Raw genomic sequence first — 17,557 nt, forward strand, 5'->3', positions numbered from 1 at the left:
GTTGGGACGGCTGAGCGGCCTTGCGGCCGTCTCGCGTGTCGATTGAAAGAGGGGGTCAGGGCTTGCCTTGGGCAGGCCCCGCTTTTTTAGCGGTCTTGGACGGCGCCTTGGCCACGGTCTTGCGTGCGGCGGGCTTGGACGCCTTGACCTCGGTCTTCGCGGCGGCTTTGGATTCGCCGGCCTTGGCATCGCCCGCTTTGGGCTTGGCCGCAGGTTCCGCGTCCGGACTGGCCGGCATGGAGGCTGCGGTGGCCGAGGCGATGTGGTTGAACTGTTGCTGCAACAAGTCCCACCAGGCCTTGGATGCGGATTGCGCGGCGGCGCCCATCTGTTCGCTCATGCCTTGCATGGCCGATTCCGCGGAGGCCTGGTCCGCAGCCGCTTCCGCGCCTTTGCCAGCGGGCGCGTCGTGCGGCTTGCCTTGCTCCGGCGCCGGATTCGGGCCCGGTTTGGCAGCGGCCTTGGGCGCGGGTTTCAGCCCCAGCACCACTTCCAGCGGAGACGCCGCGCCGCTGTCGCGGACTGCGCTCATGTCCATATTGGCCGCGCTATCCACAAAGGCGCGCAGCGTGCTGATGGTGGAACGCTGCACCTCCATGCCCTGGATGGTGGAAGACAGCATCGACAGATTCATGCGCAACCAGCTTTCCACCGAGCGCAGTTCGGCGATGCGCCGATCCAGGTCTTCCAGGTTCATGGGCGGGGCCATGGGCAAGCTGCTGGCCAGGCCGCCAGGCCCGGTCAGGCCGGCCCACGCCTGGCGCATCATTTCCATGCTGGCCAGGAGGGGATTGCCCGACAGGTCGGAGTTCTGTCCCATGCCAGGAAGGACGAACGGATTTGTGAATTGGTCGCTCATGCCAGGTCTCCCCAAAAACGTATGGTTTCCGCCGGCTGCCGGTCAACCCGGCAGCAGCTGATTATTCTCCACGCGCACCCGGTCACCCGAAGCAAAGGCGAACGGCTGCGCGCTGCGGAACTGGCGCGCACTACCGTCGCTCATGCGAACCGTGAGTTCATAGTGCGTCACCGTTTGTTGCTGTCTGATATTACGCTCAACTTCACGGCCTGCCAAAGCGCCGCCAACGGCGCCCAGCACGGTCAGCGCCGTCTTGCCGCTGCCTCCGCCAAACTGATTACCCACAACGCCTCCCACCACGCCGCCACCGATGGTGCCGACCAGATGGTCGCTATTGTCCTTCACCGGCACCTGCACCTGGCGGATGCCCTCCACCACGCCGCAGCTCTGGCATGCCTGCGGCGGCGGCTGCTGCGCTTGTTGCTGCTGCGCTGGCGCTGCGGGCCGGGGCGCCCCGGCAGAAGCCGGACGGCCAGTCTGGGCGGGCGCGGGGGGCACGGCCGCTTGCGGAGCCGGCGCCAGGTTGGCGCTTTCAGGGCCGGCACCGGCCACGGGCACGTCCGCGTGCGGATTGGCCGACGGCGTGGGCAGCCAGCCCACCACGGCGGCCACGCCTACCGCGCACATGACAATGACGGCAACCGCCGCGGCGGCAACCAGCGGATGCAGGCCGCGACGCGGACTCTCAATTCGGGGGGATGTATTCATGACGATGCTCCATCGTAACTAACCGGCATCGGTATAGCACCCGGCCGCGGTTTCGGCATGTTGCGATGGTGACGCTTCTTTGCAGAGCGCGGGGCAGGTGGACAGGCCACCCCATTCGTGGACAATAGGCAGATGGATTCCATTTCTCTGCCCCAGCTCGAACAGGCGATCAACTATTGGCGCAATGTGTCACCCTCGGTGGGTGACGAATCACGCCTGTGCCCCGAAGCCGCGGCGCTGGCCACGCCCTACGCCCTGATGATCATCGCGCACCGGCACGACATCCCGGTCGCTGAACTCAATGAAAAAGCCCAGGCGGCGCTGGCCGGCTGGGCTGCTGCGGGCGCCAAGCCCCTGGCCAATCCCTGATCAGCCTTTCAGCAGGGCCTGGATGTCGTGCGTCAGGGCATCCACCCCAAGGTTGTTATTGGCCAACACGCGCGATTCACCCTTGCCGTCCAGCAAGTAGAACGCGGCGGTGTGATCCATCGTGTAATTGCCGTCCTTGGTGGGCGCCTTGGCGTAATAAGCCTTGAACGACGCGGCGGTCTTCTTGACCTGATCCGGCGTGCCGGTCAAGCCCAGGAAGCGCGGATCGAATGCCGTGACGTACTGCTTCAGCACTTCCTGCGTGTCGCGCTCGGGGTCGACCGTGATCAGCAGTACCTGCACGCGGTCGGCGTCCGGCCCCAGCTTCTTCATGACTTCGGTCAGCTCGGCCAACGACGTGGGACACACGTCGGGGCACTGCGTGAATCCAAAGAACACCACGACGACCTTGCCGGCAAAGTCGGACAACTGGCGCGTCTTGCCGTTGGTGTCAGTCAGTTCCATGCCGCGACCCAGCTGGGTGCCGCTGATGTCGCTGCCTTTGAAAGTGGGCGCGCTCTCGCCGCACGCGGCCAGGGCAGCGGTGAAGGCAATGGCGGCGCCGAAGCGCAGAGTCAGCCGGCGGCTGGCGGAAAACACGGACATCAACAACCTCCAGGGGGTCAGCGCAGCAGGCCGACCCAGTGGTCCACCAGCAGGGCGCCGAACAACAGCGCCAGGTAGAGAATGGAAAAACGGAACATGCTGCGCGCCAGCTCATCGCTGTAGACGCGGTACAGGCGCCACGCATACGAGACGAACATGCCACCCAGCACCAGCGCTGACAGCAGGTAGAGTTCGCCGCTCATGCGGATGGCGTAGGGCAATAGCGTCGTGGCCACCAGCGCCACGCTATACAGCAGGATATGCAGGCGCGTGAACTGGTTGCCGTGCGTGACCGGCAGCATGGGCAGGCCGGCCTTGGCGTAGTCGTGATTGCGATACAGCGCCAGCGCCCAGAAATGCGGCGGCGTCCAGATGAAGATGATCAACACCAGCACCCAAGCTTCGGCGGGCACCGAGTCCGCCACGGCGGCCCAGCCCAGCGCCGGGGGCATCGCGCCCGACAGGCCGCCGATCACGATGTTCTGCGGCGTGCGCGGCTTGAGGATGACGGTGTAGATGACGGCGTAGCCCACAAAAGTGGCAAACGTCAGCCACATGGTCAGGGGGTTCACCAGCGTATACAGCACGAACATGCCCGCGCCGCCCAACAGGCCGGACAGGCTCAGCACCTGGAATGCCGAGATGGTGCCCTGGGCGGTGGCCCGACGCGCCGTGCGCAGCATGCGGGCGTCGACTTCCTGTTCGATCAGGCAGTTGATGGCGAAAGCGGCGGCGGCAAGCAGCCAGATGCCGATGGTGCCAAACACCACGCGGCGCATATCGGGAATGCCCGGAGCGGCAAGAAACATGCCGATGACTGCGCAAAACACCGCCAGCTGCGTGACACGCGGCTTGGTGAGTACGAAGTATTGGCGGAACAATCCGGTTTGAGGAGCGGCAAGACTGGTCATAGTGGACCCTATTTTAAACGCGCACCGAATTGGGGCCATAGCCCCCCGCCGGTGCGCGTCCTGCCGTGGACAAACGCACCATCAGCACCACGGCCGCCAAGGTCAGACCCGCGGCGCCTCCATTGTGCAGCACCGCGATCAGCAGCGGCCACTGGAAGAAGATGGTCGTCAACCCGGTGAACAACTGCGCAACCAGCAACGCAAGCATCAACGTGGCGGGGCCGCGCAAGCCGGGTTCGGCCCGCAGCCGCCATGCCAGCGTACCCAGATACAGGAACACGACAAAAGCAAAATTACGGTGCACCCAGTGAATCGCCGTCAGGGCGGGCTGCGAGATCATCTCGCCCGAGGGCAATTCGCCCAGGCCCCGGATCACGGAATAGCCGCCGTGAAAGTCCATGTCGGGCACCCACTTCCCGTGGCACATGGGAAAGTCCATGCAGGCCAGCGCGGCGTAGTTGGTGCTGACCCACCCCCCTAGCGTCACCTGCACCAGCAGCAGGCCGAACCCCACCGCGACCCATGGCTTCCAGCGCGCCGCAGCAGCGGCAATGGCCAGATGCGGTCGTTCCCGGGCAGACAGCCAGGTCATCAGCGCCAGCACCGACAGCCCGAAGACCAGATGCGACGTCACCACCGCGGGCATCAGCTTATGGGTGACGGTCCAGGCGCCAAACGCGCCCTGCACGCACACGGCGACCAGCGTCGTGATGGCCAGCGCGGGCGAACGGCCCAACTCGCGGCGGTAGCGCCACGCCATGTAGACGATGGCGATGATGAGCATGCCCAGGATGGTCCCGACGTAGCGGTGGATCATTTCGATCCAGGCCTTGGACATCGTCACCGGACCAAAGGGCATGGCTTGGGACGCCTGGTGGATGTCGCCCTGCGCACCCAGCGGCGTCGCGCTGCCGTAGCAACCGGGCCAGTCAGGGCAGCCCAGGCCCGAATCCGTCAGGCGCACGAAGGCGCCGAACATGATCAGGTCCAAGGTCAGGAACCAGGTGAAAAAAACAAGTTTGCGATACCGCGCTTTGATACGTTCCATTTCCCTAAACCATGACTTTGCCGCGCCGCGCGGATCCAGCTCCGCAGGCGTTCCGGGAGGTCACCCTATCCTTGAGTTGTAGACCAGCTTGCTGATGTCTTTGCGCACTTTCACGCCGTCGGCCTCGGCAGGGTACTGCATCATCAGGTTGCCCAGCGGATCGATCACCCAGATCGGCTCCGGCAACCCGGGCTGGCCGGCAGCCGAATCCCGCGCCAGCAGGTAGCGCGCCAACTGATCCGGATCAGCGCGCAACATCACCGTGCCCTTGTAGGCTTCCAGCACCTTGTCGGGCACCGGCGCATCATCGGTGATGAACCAGACGCGCGCCAGGCGGTCCACGTTCTTGCCCTGGCTGGCATGGCTGTTGCGTGTGATGAAGAGCTTGCGGGCGCAGCTTTCGGGGCAGGCCGCGCCGTCGGCGGTCACCAGCAGCCACTTGCCTTTCAGGCTTTGCAGGTCGAACGGCTTGCCATCCAGCGTGGTCAGCTTCAAGTCGCCAGCCGCCGGCACGGGGCGCTGCGGCGACACCAACGTGCCGTAGTTGCTGGAATCAGCCGGCCACCACTGCGGGTTCATGTACACCACGAAGGCCGCCACAATCGGCGCCAGCGAGCACAGGAACACCAGCAGCATGGGCATCAATGAGCGCTTGCCTGCGGGCTTGTTGGATGAAATGTCGCGAGCCACTTTATTCCCTGATAGATTCATTCGTTGAGGCACGCGGTTCAGGCCTGGGGGCCATCCGGCGCACGCTGGCGCATGCGCCGGATGGCGCCCCCCAGCACCACCAGCCATGCGATGGCAGCAATCAAACCAAACGCGAACCACTGCACGGCGTAAGACGTGTTCTTCTGGAAATCCACCGACGGCTGCGGCCAATCGCGGACCAGGCCGTCGTTGGCGCCTTGGTCGGCCTGGCTCAGCACGACGGGCAGCAGGTTCAGTCCCGTCGCGCGGGCATACTCGGCAATCGGCAGGTTCTGCACCTGCGGCACGGCGCCGCCCGCCACGGGCAAGGTCTTGGGCAGCGCGGATTGATCCTGCCCGCCAAGCGACCAAAGTTCAAACATGCGGGGCACGCGGTCGGACAGTTCGCCCGTGACCACTTGCATGCCCTCGGGTGGCGCCGGAAGCTTGGGTTCGCCCTGGCCCTGGATCACGCGGGGCAACCAACCCCGCAGCACCAGCACCGCCTGCCGGGACGAGGCATCCAGCAGCAGCGGAGTGGCCAGCCAGTAGCCCGGCCGGCCATCGTGGTTGCGGTTGTCCAGCAGTACACTGAATTGCGGCAGCCATGCGCCGCTGGCCTGGGCCACGCGCCACGGGGTCATGCTGTCGGAAGGCGTTGCCGGCGTCAGCATCAGCGGCGCTTGCTTGCGGCCCGCTTCGATAGCAGCCAGAATGGCGCGTCGCTCGTCACTGCGACGCAACTGCCATTGCCCCAGCGACACCAGAATCACCACGGCAATGCCAAGCAGAAGTAGGGCGGCTACCGTGTAGCGGGTTGAATGCGGTCGGGCCATGTATCGTTGCTAACTCTGTTTTGTCCGGAGACCACCATGCGCGTTTTCGTCGTACTGGCCTTCATCGGTATTCTGGCCAGCCTGGCATCCGCCCTGGTCTACCTGATGCGGGACAAAGGCACCACCAGCCGCACGGTCAATGCGCTGACGGTGCGCATCGGGCTGTCGGTTGCCCTGTTCCTGTTCGTGCTGTTCGCCCATCACATGGGCTGGATCGAAAGCACCGGGCTGAGATAGCCCGCGTACCCAAAGAGGCTCACCTGATCCGGCAGGAGGGGTGAGGCGCGAGGCAACCCAAACAAGAACTCAATTGCCTGGCGCGCGCAACCCATCAAGCAGCGGCCGCGCTATTGGCCGCTTCAACCACGACGCAGGCGCTGCTTGATGGGTTGCGCGCGTTAATCGACAGAACTCTTGGCCCAGAGTTCCCGCGCGCTTCACCCATCCTACGCCCAACGGCGCTTAGAACCAGTACACAAACAGGTACAGGCCCAGCCACACCACGTCCACAAAGTGCCAATACCAGGCCGCCCCCTCAAAACCGAAGTGATGGTCGGCGGTGAAATGGCCCCGCATCAGGCGGATCAGGATGACCGTCAGCATGGTGGCGCCCAGGATCACGTGAAAGCCGTGGAAGCCGGTCAGCATGTAGAACAGCGAGCCATATGCGCCCGAGTTGAACTTCAGGTTCAGCTCCGTATAGGCATGATGGTATTCGGCAGCCTGACAGGCCACGAAGATGAAGCCCAGGATGACCGTGGCGGCCAGCCAGAACATCGTCTTGCCGCGATGGTTTTCACGCAGCGCATGGTGGGCGATGGTCAGCGTGACGCCCGAGGACAGCAGCAACGCGGTGTTGATGGTGGGCAGCCAGAACGGGCCGACCGTCTGGAAATGCTCGACCACGCCGGCCGGACCAAAGTTGGGCCAGGCAGCCTTGAAATCAGGCCACAGCATCAGCCGGTGATCCATGTCACCCAGCCACGGCGTGGTGATGGTGCGCGTGTACCAGAGCGCACCGAAGAACGCCGCGAAGAACATCACTTCAGAGAAGATGAACCAGCTCATGCCCCAGCGGTAGGAACCGTCGATGCGCTTGCTGTTCATGCCGGCTTCGGATTCCTGGATGGCGTCGCCGAACCAGTAATACAGCACCACGATCAGGCCGATGAACCCCGCCAGCACGGACCACTTGGCCCAGCTGACGCCGTTGATCCAGGCCGCGGCGCCCATCCCCATGAACAGCAACGCGACTGCCGTGCGCACGGGGTGTCCCGAGTCGGCGGGCACAAAGTAGTACGGTGCCTCTTTACCTTGAACCGAGTGGCTTGCACTCATGGTTTTCTCCCTGGTACAGACTTATAGATTAAGTGATTCAAGTCAGGCTTGAAACCGCCCAACGCACAATTAATACCAGCACAGTAACGAAGATTGCCGCTGCCAGCAGCCCGGCCACGATCACGTGGATCGGGTTCAGCCGGGCACTGTCTTCCCGGTAGCCCGCGCCCTTGCGCACGCCGAAAAACCCCCACGCCACCGCCTTCATGGTTTGAAGGAAGCTCAGCTTGCGCTGAGTGGTTTCGTGCAGGTCATCGCTCATGGCCTTGGCCTAGCCGACCGCGTTGCCTGTCAGCAGCGCGGAACCGCGCACCACGGTCCAGGCAAACACGGCAATGACGAAAACCAGCAGGATCAGTCCTGCAATCTTGTTACGGCGGCGCTGCTCGGGTGTCATTCTCGTGCTACCTGGAACATGAAAGGCTTGTTCACTTCACTTCGGGCGGGGTTTCGAAGGTATGGAACGGCGCGGGCGATGGCACCGTCCATTCCAGCCCTTCGGCACCTTCCCACGGCTTCGCGGCGGCGACTTCGCCCTTGCCCATGTAGCAACGCAGGATCGCCCACAGGAAAATCAATTGCGACAGCCCGAACCAGAAGGCGCCGATGGTGGCGATCTGGTGGAACGTCGTGAACTGCGCGGCATAGTCAGCGTAGCGGCGCGGCATGCCCGCCAGGCCCAGGAAGTGCATCGGGAAGAACGTCACGTTGAACGAGATCAGCGTCGACCAGAAATGCAGCTTGCCCAGTTTTTCGCTGTACATGCGGCCGGTCCACTTGGGCACCCAGTAATAGGCGCCGGCGAACAACGCGAACAACGAACCCGCCACCAACACATAGTGGAAGTGAGCCACCACGTAGTAGGTGTCGTGGACCTGGATGTCGATCGGCGCCACGGACAGGATCAGGCCAGTGAAGCCACCCATCGTGAACACGAAGATGAAGCCGATGGAGAACAGCATCGGGGTCTCGAACGTCATCGAGCCGCGCCACATCGTGGCAACCCAGTTGAACACCTTCACCCCGGTCGGGATGGAGATGAGCATGGTGGCATACATGAAGTAGAGCTGACCCGTCACCGGCATGCCCGTCGTGAACATGTGGTGCGCCCACACGATGAACGACAGCACCGCGATGGAAGCGGTGGCGTACACCATCGAGGCGTAGCCAAACAGCTTCTTGCGGGCGAACGCGGGCACGATAGCCGACACGATGCCGAACGCCGGCAAGATCATGATGTAGACCTCGGGGTGCCCGAAGAACCAGAACACGTGCTGGTACAGGACCGGATCGCCACCGGCGGCCGCATTGAAGAAGCCCGTGCCGAAGTGACGGTCGGTCAGCACCATGGTGATGGCAGCCGCCAGCACCGGCATCACGGCCAGCAGCAGGAAGGCGGTGATCAGCCAGGTCCAGCAGAACAGCGGCATCTTCATCAACGTCAGGCCGGGCGCGCGCATGTTCAGCACGGTCACGATGATGTTGATTGCGCCCATGATCGAGGACGCGCCCATGATGTGCATGGCGAAAATGGCCAGGTCCATGCCCGGGCCCATTTGCAGGGACAACGGTGCGTACAGCGTCCAGCCCGCGGCGGTGGCGCCGCCCGGAACGAAGAACGATGCCGTCAGCATGATCGCGGCCACCGGCAGCATCCAGAAGCTGAAGTTGTTCATGCGCGCGAACGCCATGTCGGAGGCGCCGATCTGCATCGGGATCATCCAGTTCGCGAAGCCCACGAAGGCCGGCATGATGGCGCCGAACACCATGATGAGGCCGTGCATGGTGGTGAACTGGTTGAACAGTTCCGGGCGGAAGAACTGCAAGCCCGGTTCAAACAGTTCGGTACGCAGCAGCAAGGCGAGCGTGCCGCCTTCCAGCAACATGGCAAACGAGAAGATGAGATACATCGTCCCGATGTCTTTATGGTTCGTGGCAAAAAGCCAGCGACGCCAACCCGTGGGCATGGCGTGGTGGTGGTCATCGTGACCGTGGCCGTGGCCCGGCGACACGTGGTCTACAGTGACGCTGCTCATGATGGACTCCTTCCTGCTGAGTGCCGGCCCCGATCCACGGGGCCGGCAGGGTATCTCTAACTAAACGGAACCGGCTCTAGCGGTGGCGAACGTGGGTGCGCGATCAACGCGCAGCCGCGACGTCCTTCGGTAGAACCGTCGGGTCCTGCCCCTTGCCTGCATTGCTCCAGGCATGGCGCGTATAGCTGATGACCGCTGCGATCTCGACATCATTGAGCTGCCCGCCGAATGCCGCCATGGCGGTGCCGGGCTTGCCCTTCAGCACGGTGTTGATCTGGTCCGCCTTCGGGCCCAGAACAACCTTGTCTCCGTCGAGCGGTGGGAAGCTGCCCGGAATGCCCTTGCCGTTGGCCTGGTGACAGGCCACGCAATTAGCGGCGAATACTTTTTCGCCACGGGCAACCAGTTCGGCTTCCGTCCACTCTTTATTAGGATCGTCGGCGTTTGCCGCCATCTTCTTTTTCTGGTCTTCAACCCACTTATCGTAGTCGGCTTGCGCCAGGACTTCCACGACGATGGGCATGAAGGCGTGGTCTTTGCCACAGAGTTCCGCGCACTGGCCGCGATAGATGCCAGGGGTCTCCGCGCGGAACCAGGCGTCACGCAGGAAGCCGGGGATGGCATCCTGCTTGACGCCGAAGTCGGGGATCATCCACGAGTGGATGACGTCGGCCGCGGTCAGCACGACCCGGACCTTCTTATCCACCGGGACCACCATGTGGTTGTCCACTTCCATCAGATAGAACTCGCCCTTGGGCTCGCGATTCTCGATCTGCGCGCGGGGCGTGGCCAACGTGGACAGGAACTTGACGCCGGCGGCAGTGCCGTCGAGGTACTCGTAGCCCCACTTCCATTGGTAGCCGGTGACCTTGATGGTCAGGTCGGCGCTTGACGTGTCCTTCATGGCCACGACCGTCTTGGTGGCCGGCAGCGCCATCGCGATGACGATGATGAAGGGGATGACCGTCCAGGCGACTTCCACGCCCAGATGCTCATGGAAGGTCGCGGCCTTGTGTCCCCGGGACTTTCGGTGTGCCCAGATGGAGTAGAACATCACTCCGAACACACCAATGAAAATCACGATACAGATCGTGAGCAGCAGCCAGTGCAGCCACATGATGTCGCGCGAAATCGCCGTGACACCCTCATGCAGGTTCAGCTGATTGACCTTCGGGCCGCCGGGCATGTCTTGCACCTGAGCACCGGCCACGCTGCCAATCAGCATCGCACAAGCCCCCAGTATCCCTCTCCACTTCTTCATGCTTACCTCGAAACACGGCGCGAGGGCCCTTGTCGCCTAGTGGCACGAGTGTCACTTCAACAGGACTACGCGCAATTATTAGATGGCAGGGCTAAGCAGGGAAGATAGAGCGGCCCCCGCGTTCCCACTCGAAATCACAAAGAAACTGGCGGATTATAGCGGACACGCAAACAGATGTAAGACAAGCCTCTTGAATTCATGGGGCTCGCCCCCATCTGCACGCGCCTCTTGACCGCGCGCCATAAACAGGGTGGCATAAAATCACCGGCAACCTCATCACGACGTCACACGATGCCCAAGCAGTTGTCCGATTTGTATGCCGACCTGTGCGCCCGCGCGCAGGAACCCGCCCCCGATGGCGCGCACGCTTTATACATAGCGGGGCGTCGCTGCGGCTGGGCAACGCATGCGGCTTGCGACGCGCTGCGCGACGCTCCCCGTGTGACCTGCGACGACACGTCGCTGCGCATCGGCCAGGATCTGATGCCGGGCGCCGAGTTGAACGCCGTGCTGGAAAACGTCGCGGAACTGTTGCGCCGAGCCAACTGCTTGCGCGGCTGGCGCGACGAACTGCTGGACGTGATGGACGGCGACGAACCCTTGGGCGTGATCGAACGCGCCGCGGTGCGACCGCTGGGCCTGCTGACGAAGGCGGTGCATTTGAACGCCTGGACCCCGGAAGGCCGCCTGTGGGTCGCGCGGCGCGCGCTCAGCAAGTCCACGGATCCCGGAATGTGGGACACCTTGGTGGGAGGTCTGGCCAGCAGCCGTGAAGACCTGGAGCTGGCGCTGGTGCGTGAATGCGGCGAGGAAGCGGGCCTGGATGCGCCCGACCTGGCCCGGCGCACGCCGTTACGCACGATTCTGCGCATTCATCGCCGGCTGCCCGAGGGTTATCAGGTGGAAGACGTGCTGACCAGCACCTGCGTGCTGGCGGCCGATGCCCGGCCCGCGAACCGGGACGGCGAAGTCATGCAGATCGACACCGTGGAAGTCGCGACCGTCATCCGCCAAATCGCCGAGGGCGAATTCACGCTGGAGGCGGCGCTGGTGATCGTCGAAGACATCATGCAGCGCCAGGCCGCCGGCCAAATCTGAATCAGCGGGGGACGCCCCCTGGGGCATCGGTGGCCGGCTCGCCCAACATGCCCGGCGCGTCGTCGTCACGCGCGTCGGGCGTGTCGCGGCCCGCTCCCGCGGCTTCCGCCGCTTCGGCGGCCTGGGCGGGACTGGGCACGGAAGCCGGCGCCGGGGTTGGCGCGGCCGCCGCAGCCGACGCCTGCGAGAACTGCTTCCAGACCTCGATCGCGCGCAAACGTTGCTTGGCCACGGCCTGGATGCGCTCGCGCAAGTGTTCGTCGCGTGCCAACAGGGCGTGGAAATCGCGCGAAGACAGCATCAGCAGCTTGCTGTAGCCCAGCGACGTGACTTCCGGCGTGATCTGCTGTTCACCCAACAGCCCGAGTTCGCCAAAGAATTCGCCGCTACCCAGCTCGATCATGGTGTTGTCGGGCAGGTGCACGGCCACGGCGCCAGACGCCACGAAACACATTTCCTCGCCATGGCGGCCCTGGGTCAGCACGCGCTGATCGGGCAGGGACAGGCGTGGCTTGAGCAGCTTGCTGATTGCGCGCAGCGAATCGGGCGACAGCCCTTCGAACAGCGGCACGCGCTTGATCAGTTCGGCCGCGCTCATTTCGATGTCCAACGGCGGATGCGTGTCGATATGCGCCCAACGGCTCTTTAACTGGGCCATCAGGTCCGCATACACCTCGCCACTGATCAAGAATTGCTCAAGCATGTCGCGATAGCGGATGCGCTCCAGCTCGCGGGCCACACGACCCAGATAGCTTTCCTGCAACCACAGCGCATAGGACGGGTATTGCAGGTTCAGCGCCTGCATGGCGCTTTCGATTAGGTCCAGGCGGCGCTGGTGCAAGGCCACGATGCGTTGCGTCGCCGCTTCGCCCAGCAGCGGGGTGACTTGCTCGCGCGCGAAGACGATCAGCCGCTGCGCGACGGAGCGTTTGCTCATCAGGTTGGCAAAACGATGACCCAATTCGCGCGCCAGCCAGCCCTGGAAGCCAAACACGTAGTGCATGCGCAGCGCCAGGCGGAAACCGGTGGAATAGCGCACATCCGCCACGATGGCGCGTTCAAAGCCCGGCACGCCCCCCAGACGAATGGCGTCCTCCAGGCGTTCCGCCCGCGCCAGCAAGGCTTCGGCCATGCGCCAGTCCACGATCTGCGCCTTCAGGATGTCGAAGAACATTTCCTCTTCGCGCTGCGCCACGATCGCCAGGCCCACGGCAACGCGCTGCTCGTCGCTCATCTGGCTGACCTGGCCATCATGCACGCTGGTCAGGCTGGCATCGAACACGGCGCGGATGCGGTCGCGGACCTCGGTGCCGATATGTTCGGTCTTGGCCACTTCGTCAGTCTTGCCTTGCAGGTCTTCCAGCGCCACCGCCAGCGCCTGATTGCGGATGGTGCGCTCCACCGACGACAGCTGATTCAGGCCCAGCATGCGGATCAGTGGCCGCAAACTGATGCCGTTGATGAACAGGGTCAGCAGGACATAGCTGGTGGTGGCCACCGCGATGAACTGACGCGCCTCTTCGGGCACGCCCGTCTGTTCCGTCACGGCCAGCGCCAGCGCCAGCGATACGGCGCCACGCAGCCCGCCCCACAGCATCACCACCTTGTAAGGGTTGCTGACCTTGGTGCCCAGCTTGGTCAGCCCCAATAGCGGCAGCAGGCCAAACACGACGATGGCGCGCGCGATCAGCGTCGCGACGAACACCACGGCCACCAGCACCAGTTCCTGCCAATCGGCCGCGGCCATCAGCTTGGGAATCAACATGGCCGCGAACAGGAAAATCAGCGAATTGGCCCAGAACCCGAACTGCTCCCAGGCGCTGGACAGGTACTCGAAGGTGGTGGGCGACATGCGCGTGCGGCCGGTGGACCCCACGACCAGGCCGGCGATCACGGTGGCGACCACGCCTGAGACGTTCAGATAATGCTCGGAAATGAAGAAGGACAGGTAGGCCAGCGTCAGGGTCAGCGTGATCTCGGCCGTGGGAAAGCCACGCAGCCAGGCGAACAGGAAGCAGGCCAGCCGCCCCATCGCAAAGCCGGCAATGCCGCCCCCGATGAAGTGCACGATGAAGTCATTGAAGATGCCGCTGACCGTCAGCTCACCGTGGCCGCTCAGCACGGCCAGCAGCACGGAGTACAGGGCGATGGACGCCGCGTCGTTGAACAGGCTTTCGCCTTCGACCAAGGTCGTCAGGCGCTTGGGCGCACCGACCTCTCGGAAGATGCCCACCACCGCGACCGGATCGGTCGTGGCGACAATGGCGCCCAATAGCAGGCAGACCACCAGGCCGTAGGGTGAAATCGCGTCCAGCGTCACCCCGACCACCACGGTACATACCACCACGGCCACGATGGCCATCATCAGGATGGGGCCGATGTCGTCCATCAGACGGCGCACGTTCATGGACAGCGCGGTCTCGAACAGCAGCACCGGCAGGAATACCATCAGGAAGGTCTCGGACGAGATCTCGAAGCGTTCCAGCGAATCCAGGAAGTCCGCGATCCAGCTGGGCGCCCAGCCGTGCACGTGAATGAAGATACCGAGCAAACAGCCGACGATAGCCAGCAGCACCGAGTACGGCAGCTTTAAGCGGCCGGCCAGCGGTGGCATGAAGCAGACCAGTGTGAGCAAACCGGCCAGGCCGAAAACGAGAAAACCTACATCCATGGATAGCGCCGCGTCCCGATCATGAAGCTTGTGTGAAGTTTTCCAAGAATAGCGGCTTTTCTTGGAGGCTCCAGGCGGGAAACTGTAGAGAATCGTAGAGAACGCACGTTTCGTTACCCCAAGCGGGCGACGAAATGCGCGCCGCGACCTGTTTTTTGGGTAATGTGCAAACGTATCCACTTCGCAGGAGCGGCACTTGCCCCGCGCCCATTCCCTGGCTCGGCGCCACGATGCGCCCGCCATGCTTGTCCAGTTGACCGACAGCCATTTGTTCGGCGAACCCGACACCGCGATGCTGGGCGTCAATACCGACGCAAGCCTGCGCGCCGTCCTGCGCCAGATCGAGGCCGACGGCAAGCATCCCGACCTGTTGCTGGCCACGGGCGATCTCTCGCAAGACGGCGAGGCGACGTCCTATCAACGCTTTGCCCACATCCTGGGCGACGCCGCCGCGCTATCGCGTGCGCAGATCCGTTGCCTGCCGGGCAACCATGACCAGCCAAGCGTCCTGCGGCAGGAACTGCCGCAATGGTCGGCGCCGGTGACCGACGTGGGCGCCTGGCGCATCGTTGCGCTGGACACCACCGTGCCCGGCTCCAATGCCGGCCACCTGCCCGATAGCCAGCTGGACATGCTGGAGGCCGCCTTGGCGGAAGCTCCCGGCCGCCACACCCTGGTCGCGATGCATCACAACCCGATGCAGATAGACAGCCACTGGCATGACTCGATGATGATCGACAACCCGCAAGCGCTGTTCAAGCGCCTGAGCCGCTGGCCGCAGGCGCGCGTCCTGTTGTGGGGACATGTGCACCACGAATTCGACCGCCGCCGCCACAACCTGCGCATGCTGGCCACGCCATCCACCTGCTTTCAGTTCAGCATTCGCGACGGCAAGCACGTGGTCGACAACATGGCGCCCGGCTACCGCTGGATCAAGCTCTATCAGGATGGGTCAATGGCCACCGGTGTGCGCCGCGTGCAGGACGCCCTGTGGCATACGGCGCTGGCGCCGGACGACGCGCAAGCCGCATAAAAAACGGGGCACCAGATATATGCAATATATGTGGTGCCCCGCAAGCATCCGTCTCATAGGGGAGGGGAAAGAGGAGAAGCCGAGACGGATGACAAGACTGCTAACCGAAGTTCGCGGTCTACATGAAGTTAGTCGGGCCGATCCCCATTAAGTTTCTGCAAGAATGCAAAATTCCGGGTCGAATTTGTATCAATTTATTGATCGATCCTGACGTCTGTGCGTCCGCAGCATTTCCGCCCTGTCGCGGGCAAGGAAAAGGGCCACTTTCGTGGCCCTTCTTCCGTGCGGACGGATCCGGATACCGGCGATCAGGCTGCCAGGTTGCCGCGCATCTTCTTCAGGGCGGCGGCTTCGATCTGACGGATGCGTTCAGCCGATACGCCGAACTCTTGCGCCAGTTCATGCAGCGTGGAACCACCGTCGTCTTGCAGCCAACGGGCCTCGACGATGCGGCGCGAACGGGCATCCAGCGCTTCCAGCGCGCTGTTCAGGCCGGTGCTTTGCAGCTGATCGCGCGCGGCGCGTTCCAGCACGCGCGTGGGTTCCTGACGGCCGTCATCCGACAGATAGGCGATGGGCGCATAGCTGTCGTCATCGTCGTCCTGGTTTTCCAGCGACATGTCGCGGCCGGACAGGCGCACTTCCATTTCGCTCACGTCTTCACGGCGCACGTTCAGTTCGCGTGCGATGTGGTCGACCTGTTCCGGATCCAGCGTCTGGCCGTCGGGGCGCATGCTGCGCAGATTGAAGAACAGCTTGCGCTGAGCCTTGGTGGTGGCCACCTTGACCAAACGCCAGTTGCGAATGATGTATTCGTGGATTTCGGCCTTGATCCAGTGCACGGCGAACGACACCAGACGCACACCGCGTTCGGGGTCGAAACGCTTCACGGCCTTCATCAGGCCGACGTTGCCTTCCTGGATCAGGTCGGCGTGGGGCAATCCATACCCCAGATACTGGCGGGCAACCGACACCACCAGGCGCAGGTGCGACAGAATGAGTTCGCGCGCGGCGCCCAGGTCTTCCTGGTCACGCAAGCGGCGGCCCAGCTCGGTTTCACGCTCGGCGGACAGGACCGGCAGGCGGTTGACCGAGGAAATATAGGCATCGATCGTGCCAAGTGCGCCCGGATTGGCAATGGCCAACGCCAGGGCGTTGCCGGAAGCGGCCAACGAGGTACTGGGTTGTTTCATAGCGGGGGTCTCCGGAAAGCGAAGGGGTAACGACATGGATTCGATGTTAGCACTCTAGTAAAGGGAGTGCTAATTCGACTATTGCGCCGCGTCAAAGTTTCATCCGCATCAATGCGGCCCCATTTATTTCTTGCCAATTTCCTACCAACCAAGGCGCTTGAGCCCCTCTGCGGTGGCCTCGCCATCCGGGCGGATGAACAGTGCGCCCCGGGGATCCATATAGACCTGGTACTTCGCGCCATCGAACAGCGGCATATAGGCGCCGCTACCAAATTGGACATCGACGAAGGGGAACCAGTTCGGAAAACTTTTCTTGAGCGAACCCAGGTCGGGCGCAGGCCAATCGTCCAGGGCGTGGACCGAGCGCGTGGCCGACGCCTCGCGCGTCGCGTCGCTATAGCGGCCGGACAAGCGTTCCAGGCGGTACAGGGGCGGCACACCCGCCATCAGCGCAGGCAGCTTCCAGCGTACAACCCGAGCGTCGATCTGCCACTGATCGCCATACAGCACATATTGCTTGGGGCCGATGCCCGGCGCGCTGGCGGTGACCTGGTACTGGCCTTCGGCCTGTTGGCGCACCTCGACACGGGCCACGGACTCGTCAGCGGTCAGGCGGAAGAACTGCACCAATGACAGGGCCAGCAGGCCCGATACGCAGCCCAGCAACACCAGCATCAAGCCGAACAGGCGGCGCACCGGCCGCAATTGGAATAGCTTGCGGCCGCGCTCATCGCGGGGGCCGCCACGCCCCAGCAGCATCGCAAGGCCAGGCAGCAAGACGACGACGGCGCCCAGAAGTATCCAGACGAAGGGAGCAATACCGTTGATCAAGTCAGGCGTTCCTATTCAGAACACCGCGGGTCCAGGCCCGACGCGCCCTGCGCGCCGCGAGCCTGCCGC

Annotated in this window: 19 protein-coding genes; 4 read left to right on the forward strand and 15 right to left on the reverse strand. The window is 63.6% G+C overall.

Annotated features, from left to right (window positions below; all coding sequences use genetic code 11):
• Positions 1-55: 55 nt before the first annotated feature.
• Both HV753_RS17095 and HV753_RS17100 read right to left on the reverse strand, forming a co-directional pair.
• Entirely contained in the window at positions 56-859 is an 804-nt protein-coding gene (locus HV753_RS17095; RefSeq protein WP_175175693.1) for a PhaM family polyhydroxyalkanoate granule multifunctional regulatory protein, read from the reverse strand.
• Between the two features lie 42 nt (positions 860-901).
• Positions 902-1,567, reverse strand: coding sequence for a glycine zipper 2TM domain-containing protein (locus tag HV753_RS17100; protein WP_175175694.1), 666 nt, complete (start codon positions 1,565-1,567; stop codon positions 902-904).
• Positions 1,568-1,699: 132 nt separating this feature from the next.
• On the opposite strand from HV753_RS17100, the gene HV753_RS17105 reads away from it, so the two are divergent.
• Positions 1,700-1,936 (forward strand): DUF3717 domain-containing protein, encoded by a 237-nt coding sequence (locus HV753_RS17105; RefSeq protein WP_175175695.1) that lies wholly within the window; start codon positions 1,700-1,702, stop codon positions 1,934-1,936.
• Here HV753_RS17105 and HV753_RS17110 read toward each other — a convergent pair whose 3' ends face one another.
• From HV753_RS17110 to HV753_RS17130, 5 genes are all read right to left on the reverse strand, one after another.
• The gene (locus tag HV753_RS17110) at positions 1,937-2,542 is read right to left on the reverse strand and encodes an SCO family protein (RefSeq protein ID WP_175175696.1); all 606 of its coding nucleotides are present in this window, start codon (positions 2,540-2,542) and stop codon (positions 1,937-1,939) included. It lies immediately after the preceding gene.
• Between the two features lie 17 nt (positions 2,543-2,559).
• Positions 2,560-3,453, reverse strand: coding sequence for a heme o synthase (gene cyoE / locus HV753_RS17115; protein ID WP_175175697.1), 894 nt, complete (start codon positions 3,451-3,453; stop codon positions 2,560-2,562).
• A gap of 13 nt (positions 3,454-3,466) precedes the next feature.
• Complete coding sequence (locus HV753_RS17120; protein ID WP_175175698.1) at positions 3,467-4,501, reverse strand: COX15/CtaA family protein; 1,035 nt, start codon at positions 4,499-4,501, stop codon at positions 3,467-3,469.
• A gap of 60 nt (positions 4,502-4,561) precedes the next feature.
• Positions 4,562-5,143 carry an SCO family protein gene (locus tag HV753_RS17125; protein ID WP_425485908.1) on the reverse strand — a complete coding sequence of 194 codons (582 nt, stop codon included), beginning with the start codon at positions 5,141-5,143 and terminating at the stop codon, positions 4,562-4,564.
• 86 nt (positions 5,144-5,229) lie between these two features.
• A complete protein-coding gene (locus HV753_RS17130; protein WP_175175700.1) occupies positions 5,230-6,027 on the reverse strand; it encodes an SURF1 family protein in 798 nt (265 codons plus the stop codon).
• 36 nt (positions 6,028-6,063) lie between these two features.
• Between HV753_RS17130 and HV753_RS17135 the strand changes: the two genes are divergently transcribed.
• Positions 6,064-6,264, forward strand: coding sequence for a twin transmembrane helix small protein (locus HV753_RS17135; protein ID WP_006224570.1), 201 nt, complete (start codon positions 6,064-6,066; stop codon positions 6,262-6,264).
• A gap of 225 nt (positions 6,265-6,489) precedes the next feature.
• On the opposite strand, the gene HV753_RS17140 is transcribed toward HV753_RS17135, so the two are convergent.
• The 5 genes from HV753_RS17140 to coxB form a co-directional block, all read right to left on the reverse strand.
• Complete coding sequence (locus tag HV753_RS17140) at positions 6,490-7,365, reverse strand: cytochrome c oxidase subunit 3 (RefSeq protein ID WP_175175701.1); 876 nt, start codon at positions 7,363-7,365, stop codon at positions 6,490-6,492.
• Positions 7,366-7,402: 37 nt separating this feature from the next.
• Entirely contained in the window at positions 7,403-7,627 is a 225-nt protein-coding gene (locus HV753_RS17145; RefSeq protein WP_175175702.1) for a DUF2970 domain-containing protein, read from the reverse strand.
• Between the two features lie 9 nt (positions 7,628-7,636).
• Positions 7,637-7,762 carry a cytochrome oxidase small assembly protein gene (locus tag HV753_RS31150; protein ID WP_217481484.1) on the reverse strand — a complete coding sequence of 42 codons (126 nt, stop codon included), beginning with the start codon at positions 7,760-7,762 and terminating at the stop codon, positions 7,637-7,639.
• A gap of 31 nt (positions 7,763-7,793) precedes the next feature.
• Positions 7,794-9,401 (reverse strand): cytochrome c oxidase subunit I, encoded by a 1,608-nt coding sequence (gene ctaD / locus HV753_RS17150; protein ID WP_175175703.1) that lies wholly within the window; start codon positions 9,399-9,401, stop codon positions 7,794-7,796.
• 103 nt (positions 9,402-9,504) lie between these two features.
• Entirely contained in the window at positions 9,505-10,662 is a 1,158-nt protein-coding gene (gene coxB / locus HV753_RS17155; protein WP_175175704.1) for a cytochrome c oxidase subunit II, read from the reverse strand.
• 291 nt (positions 10,663-10,953) lie between these two features.
• Between coxB and HV753_RS17160 the strand changes: the two genes are divergently transcribed.
• On the forward strand, positions 10,954-11,760 hold the full coding sequence (locus HV753_RS17160; protein WP_175175705.1) for an NUDIX hydrolase: 807 nt from the start codon (positions 10,954-10,956) through the stop codon (positions 11,758-11,760).
• 1 nt (position 11,761) lies between these two features.
• Here HV753_RS17160 and HV753_RS17165 read toward each other — a convergent pair whose 3' ends face one another.
• On the reverse strand, positions 11,762-14,431 hold the full coding sequence (locus tag HV753_RS17165) for a cation:proton antiporter (RefSeq protein ID WP_175175706.1): 2,670 nt from the start codon (positions 14,429-14,431) through the stop codon (positions 11,762-11,764).
• 241 nt (positions 14,432-14,672) lie between these two features.
• On the opposite strand from HV753_RS17165, the gene HV753_RS17170 reads away from it, so the two are divergent.
• A complete protein-coding gene (locus tag HV753_RS17170) occupies positions 14,673-15,464 on the forward strand; it encodes a phosphodiesterase (RefSeq protein ID WP_484456044.1) in 792 nt (263 codons plus the stop codon).
• A 308-nt stretch (positions 15,465-15,772) separates the two neighbouring features.
• Here the strand turns inward: HV753_RS17170 and rpoH are convergent, their stop codons facing one another.
• Both rpoH and HV753_RS17180 read right to left on the reverse strand, forming a co-directional pair.
• A complete protein-coding gene (gene rpoH, locus HV753_RS17175) occupies positions 15,773-16,693 on the reverse strand; it encodes an RNA polymerase sigma factor RpoH (protein ID WP_425485902.1) in 921 nt (306 codons plus the stop codon).
• A gap of 105 nt (positions 16,694-16,798) precedes the next feature.
• Complete coding sequence (locus tag HV753_RS17180) at positions 16,799-17,488, reverse strand: hypothetical protein (protein ID WP_175175709.1); 690 nt, start codon at positions 17,486-17,488, stop codon at positions 16,799-16,801.
• Positions 17,489-17,557: the final 69 nt, after the last annotated feature.

This window comes from Achromobacter pestifer (assembly GCF_902859625.1).
Classification (GTDB): domain Bacteria; phylum Pseudomonadota; class Gammaproteobacteria; order Burkholderiales; family Burkholderiaceae_B; genus Achromobacter; species Achromobacter pestifer.

What these genes read in the sequence shown, in the direction of transcription:
- HV753_RS17095 (WP_175175693.1), bottom strand. Translation starts at nt 859, where the DNA reads ATGAGCGACCAATTCACAAATCCGTTCGTCCTTCCTGGCATGGGACAG.
- HV753_RS17100 (WP_175175694.1), bottom strand. Translation starts at nt 1,567, where the DNA reads ATGAATACATCCCCCCGAATTGAGAGTCCGCGTCGCGGCCTGCATCCG.
- HV753_RS17105 (WP_175175695.1), top strand. Translation starts at nt 1,700, where the DNA reads ATGGATTCCATTTCTCTGCCCCAGCTCGAACAGGCGATCAACTATTGG.
- HV753_RS17110 (WP_175175696.1), bottom strand. Translation starts at nt 2,542, where the DNA reads ATGTCCGTGTTTTCCGCCAGCCGCCGGCTGACTCTGCGCTTCGGCGCC.
- cyoE (WP_175175697.1), bottom strand. Translation starts at nt 3,453, where the DNA reads ATGACCAGTCTTGCCGCTCCTCAAACCGGATTGTTCCGCCAATACTTC.
- HV753_RS17120 (WP_175175698.1), bottom strand. Translation starts at nt 4,501, where the DNA reads ATGGAACGTATCAAAGCGCGGTATCGCAAACTTGTTTTTTTCACCTGG.
- HV753_RS17125 (WP_425485908.1), bottom strand. Translation starts at nt 5,143, where the DNA reads ATGCCCATGCTGCTGGTGTTCCTGTGCTCGCTGGCGCCGATTGTGGCG.
- HV753_RS17130 (WP_175175700.1), bottom strand. Translation starts at nt 6,027, where the DNA reads ATGGCCCGACCGCATTCAACCCGCTACACGGTAGCCGCCCTACTTCTG.
- HV753_RS17135 (WP_006224570.1), top strand. Translation starts at nt 6,064, where the DNA reads ATGCGCGTTTTCGTCGTACTGGCCTTCATCGGTATTCTGGCCAGCCTG.
- HV753_RS17140 (WP_175175701.1), bottom strand. Translation starts at nt 7,365, where the DNA reads ATGAGTGCAAGCCACTCGGTTCAAGGTAAAGAGGCACCGTACTACTTT.
- HV753_RS17145 (WP_175175702.1), bottom strand. Translation starts at nt 7,627, where the DNA reads ATGAGCGATGACCTGCACGAAACCACTCAGCGCAAGCTGAGCTTCCTT.
- HV753_RS31150 (WP_217481484.1), bottom strand. Translation starts at nt 7,762, where the DNA reads ATGACACCCGAGCAGCGCCGCCGTAACAAGATTGCAGGACTGATCCTG.
- ctaD (WP_175175703.1), bottom strand. Translation starts at nt 9,401, where the DNA reads ATGAGCAGCGTCACTGTAGACCACGTGTCGCCGGGCCACGGCCACGGT.
- coxB (WP_175175704.1), bottom strand. Translation starts at nt 10,662, where the DNA reads ATGAAGAAGTGGAGAGGGATACTGGGGGCTTGTGCGATGCTGATTGGC.
- HV753_RS17160 (WP_175175705.1), top strand. Translation starts at nt 10,954, where the DNA reads ATGCCCAAGCAGTTGTCCGATTTGTATGCCGACCTGTGCGCCCGCGCG.
- HV753_RS17165 (WP_175175706.1), bottom strand. Translation starts at nt 14,431, where the DNA reads ATGGATGTAGGTTTTCTCGTTTTCGGCCTGGCCGGTTTGCTCACACTG.
- HV753_RS17170 (WP_484456044.1), top strand. Translation starts at nt 14,673, where the DNA reads ATGCTTGTCCAGTTGACCGACAGCCATTTGTTCGGCGAACCCGACACC.
- rpoH (WP_425485902.1), bottom strand. Translation starts at nt 16,693, where the DNA reads ATGTCGTTACCCCTTCGCTTTCCGGAGACCCCCGCTATGAAACAACCC.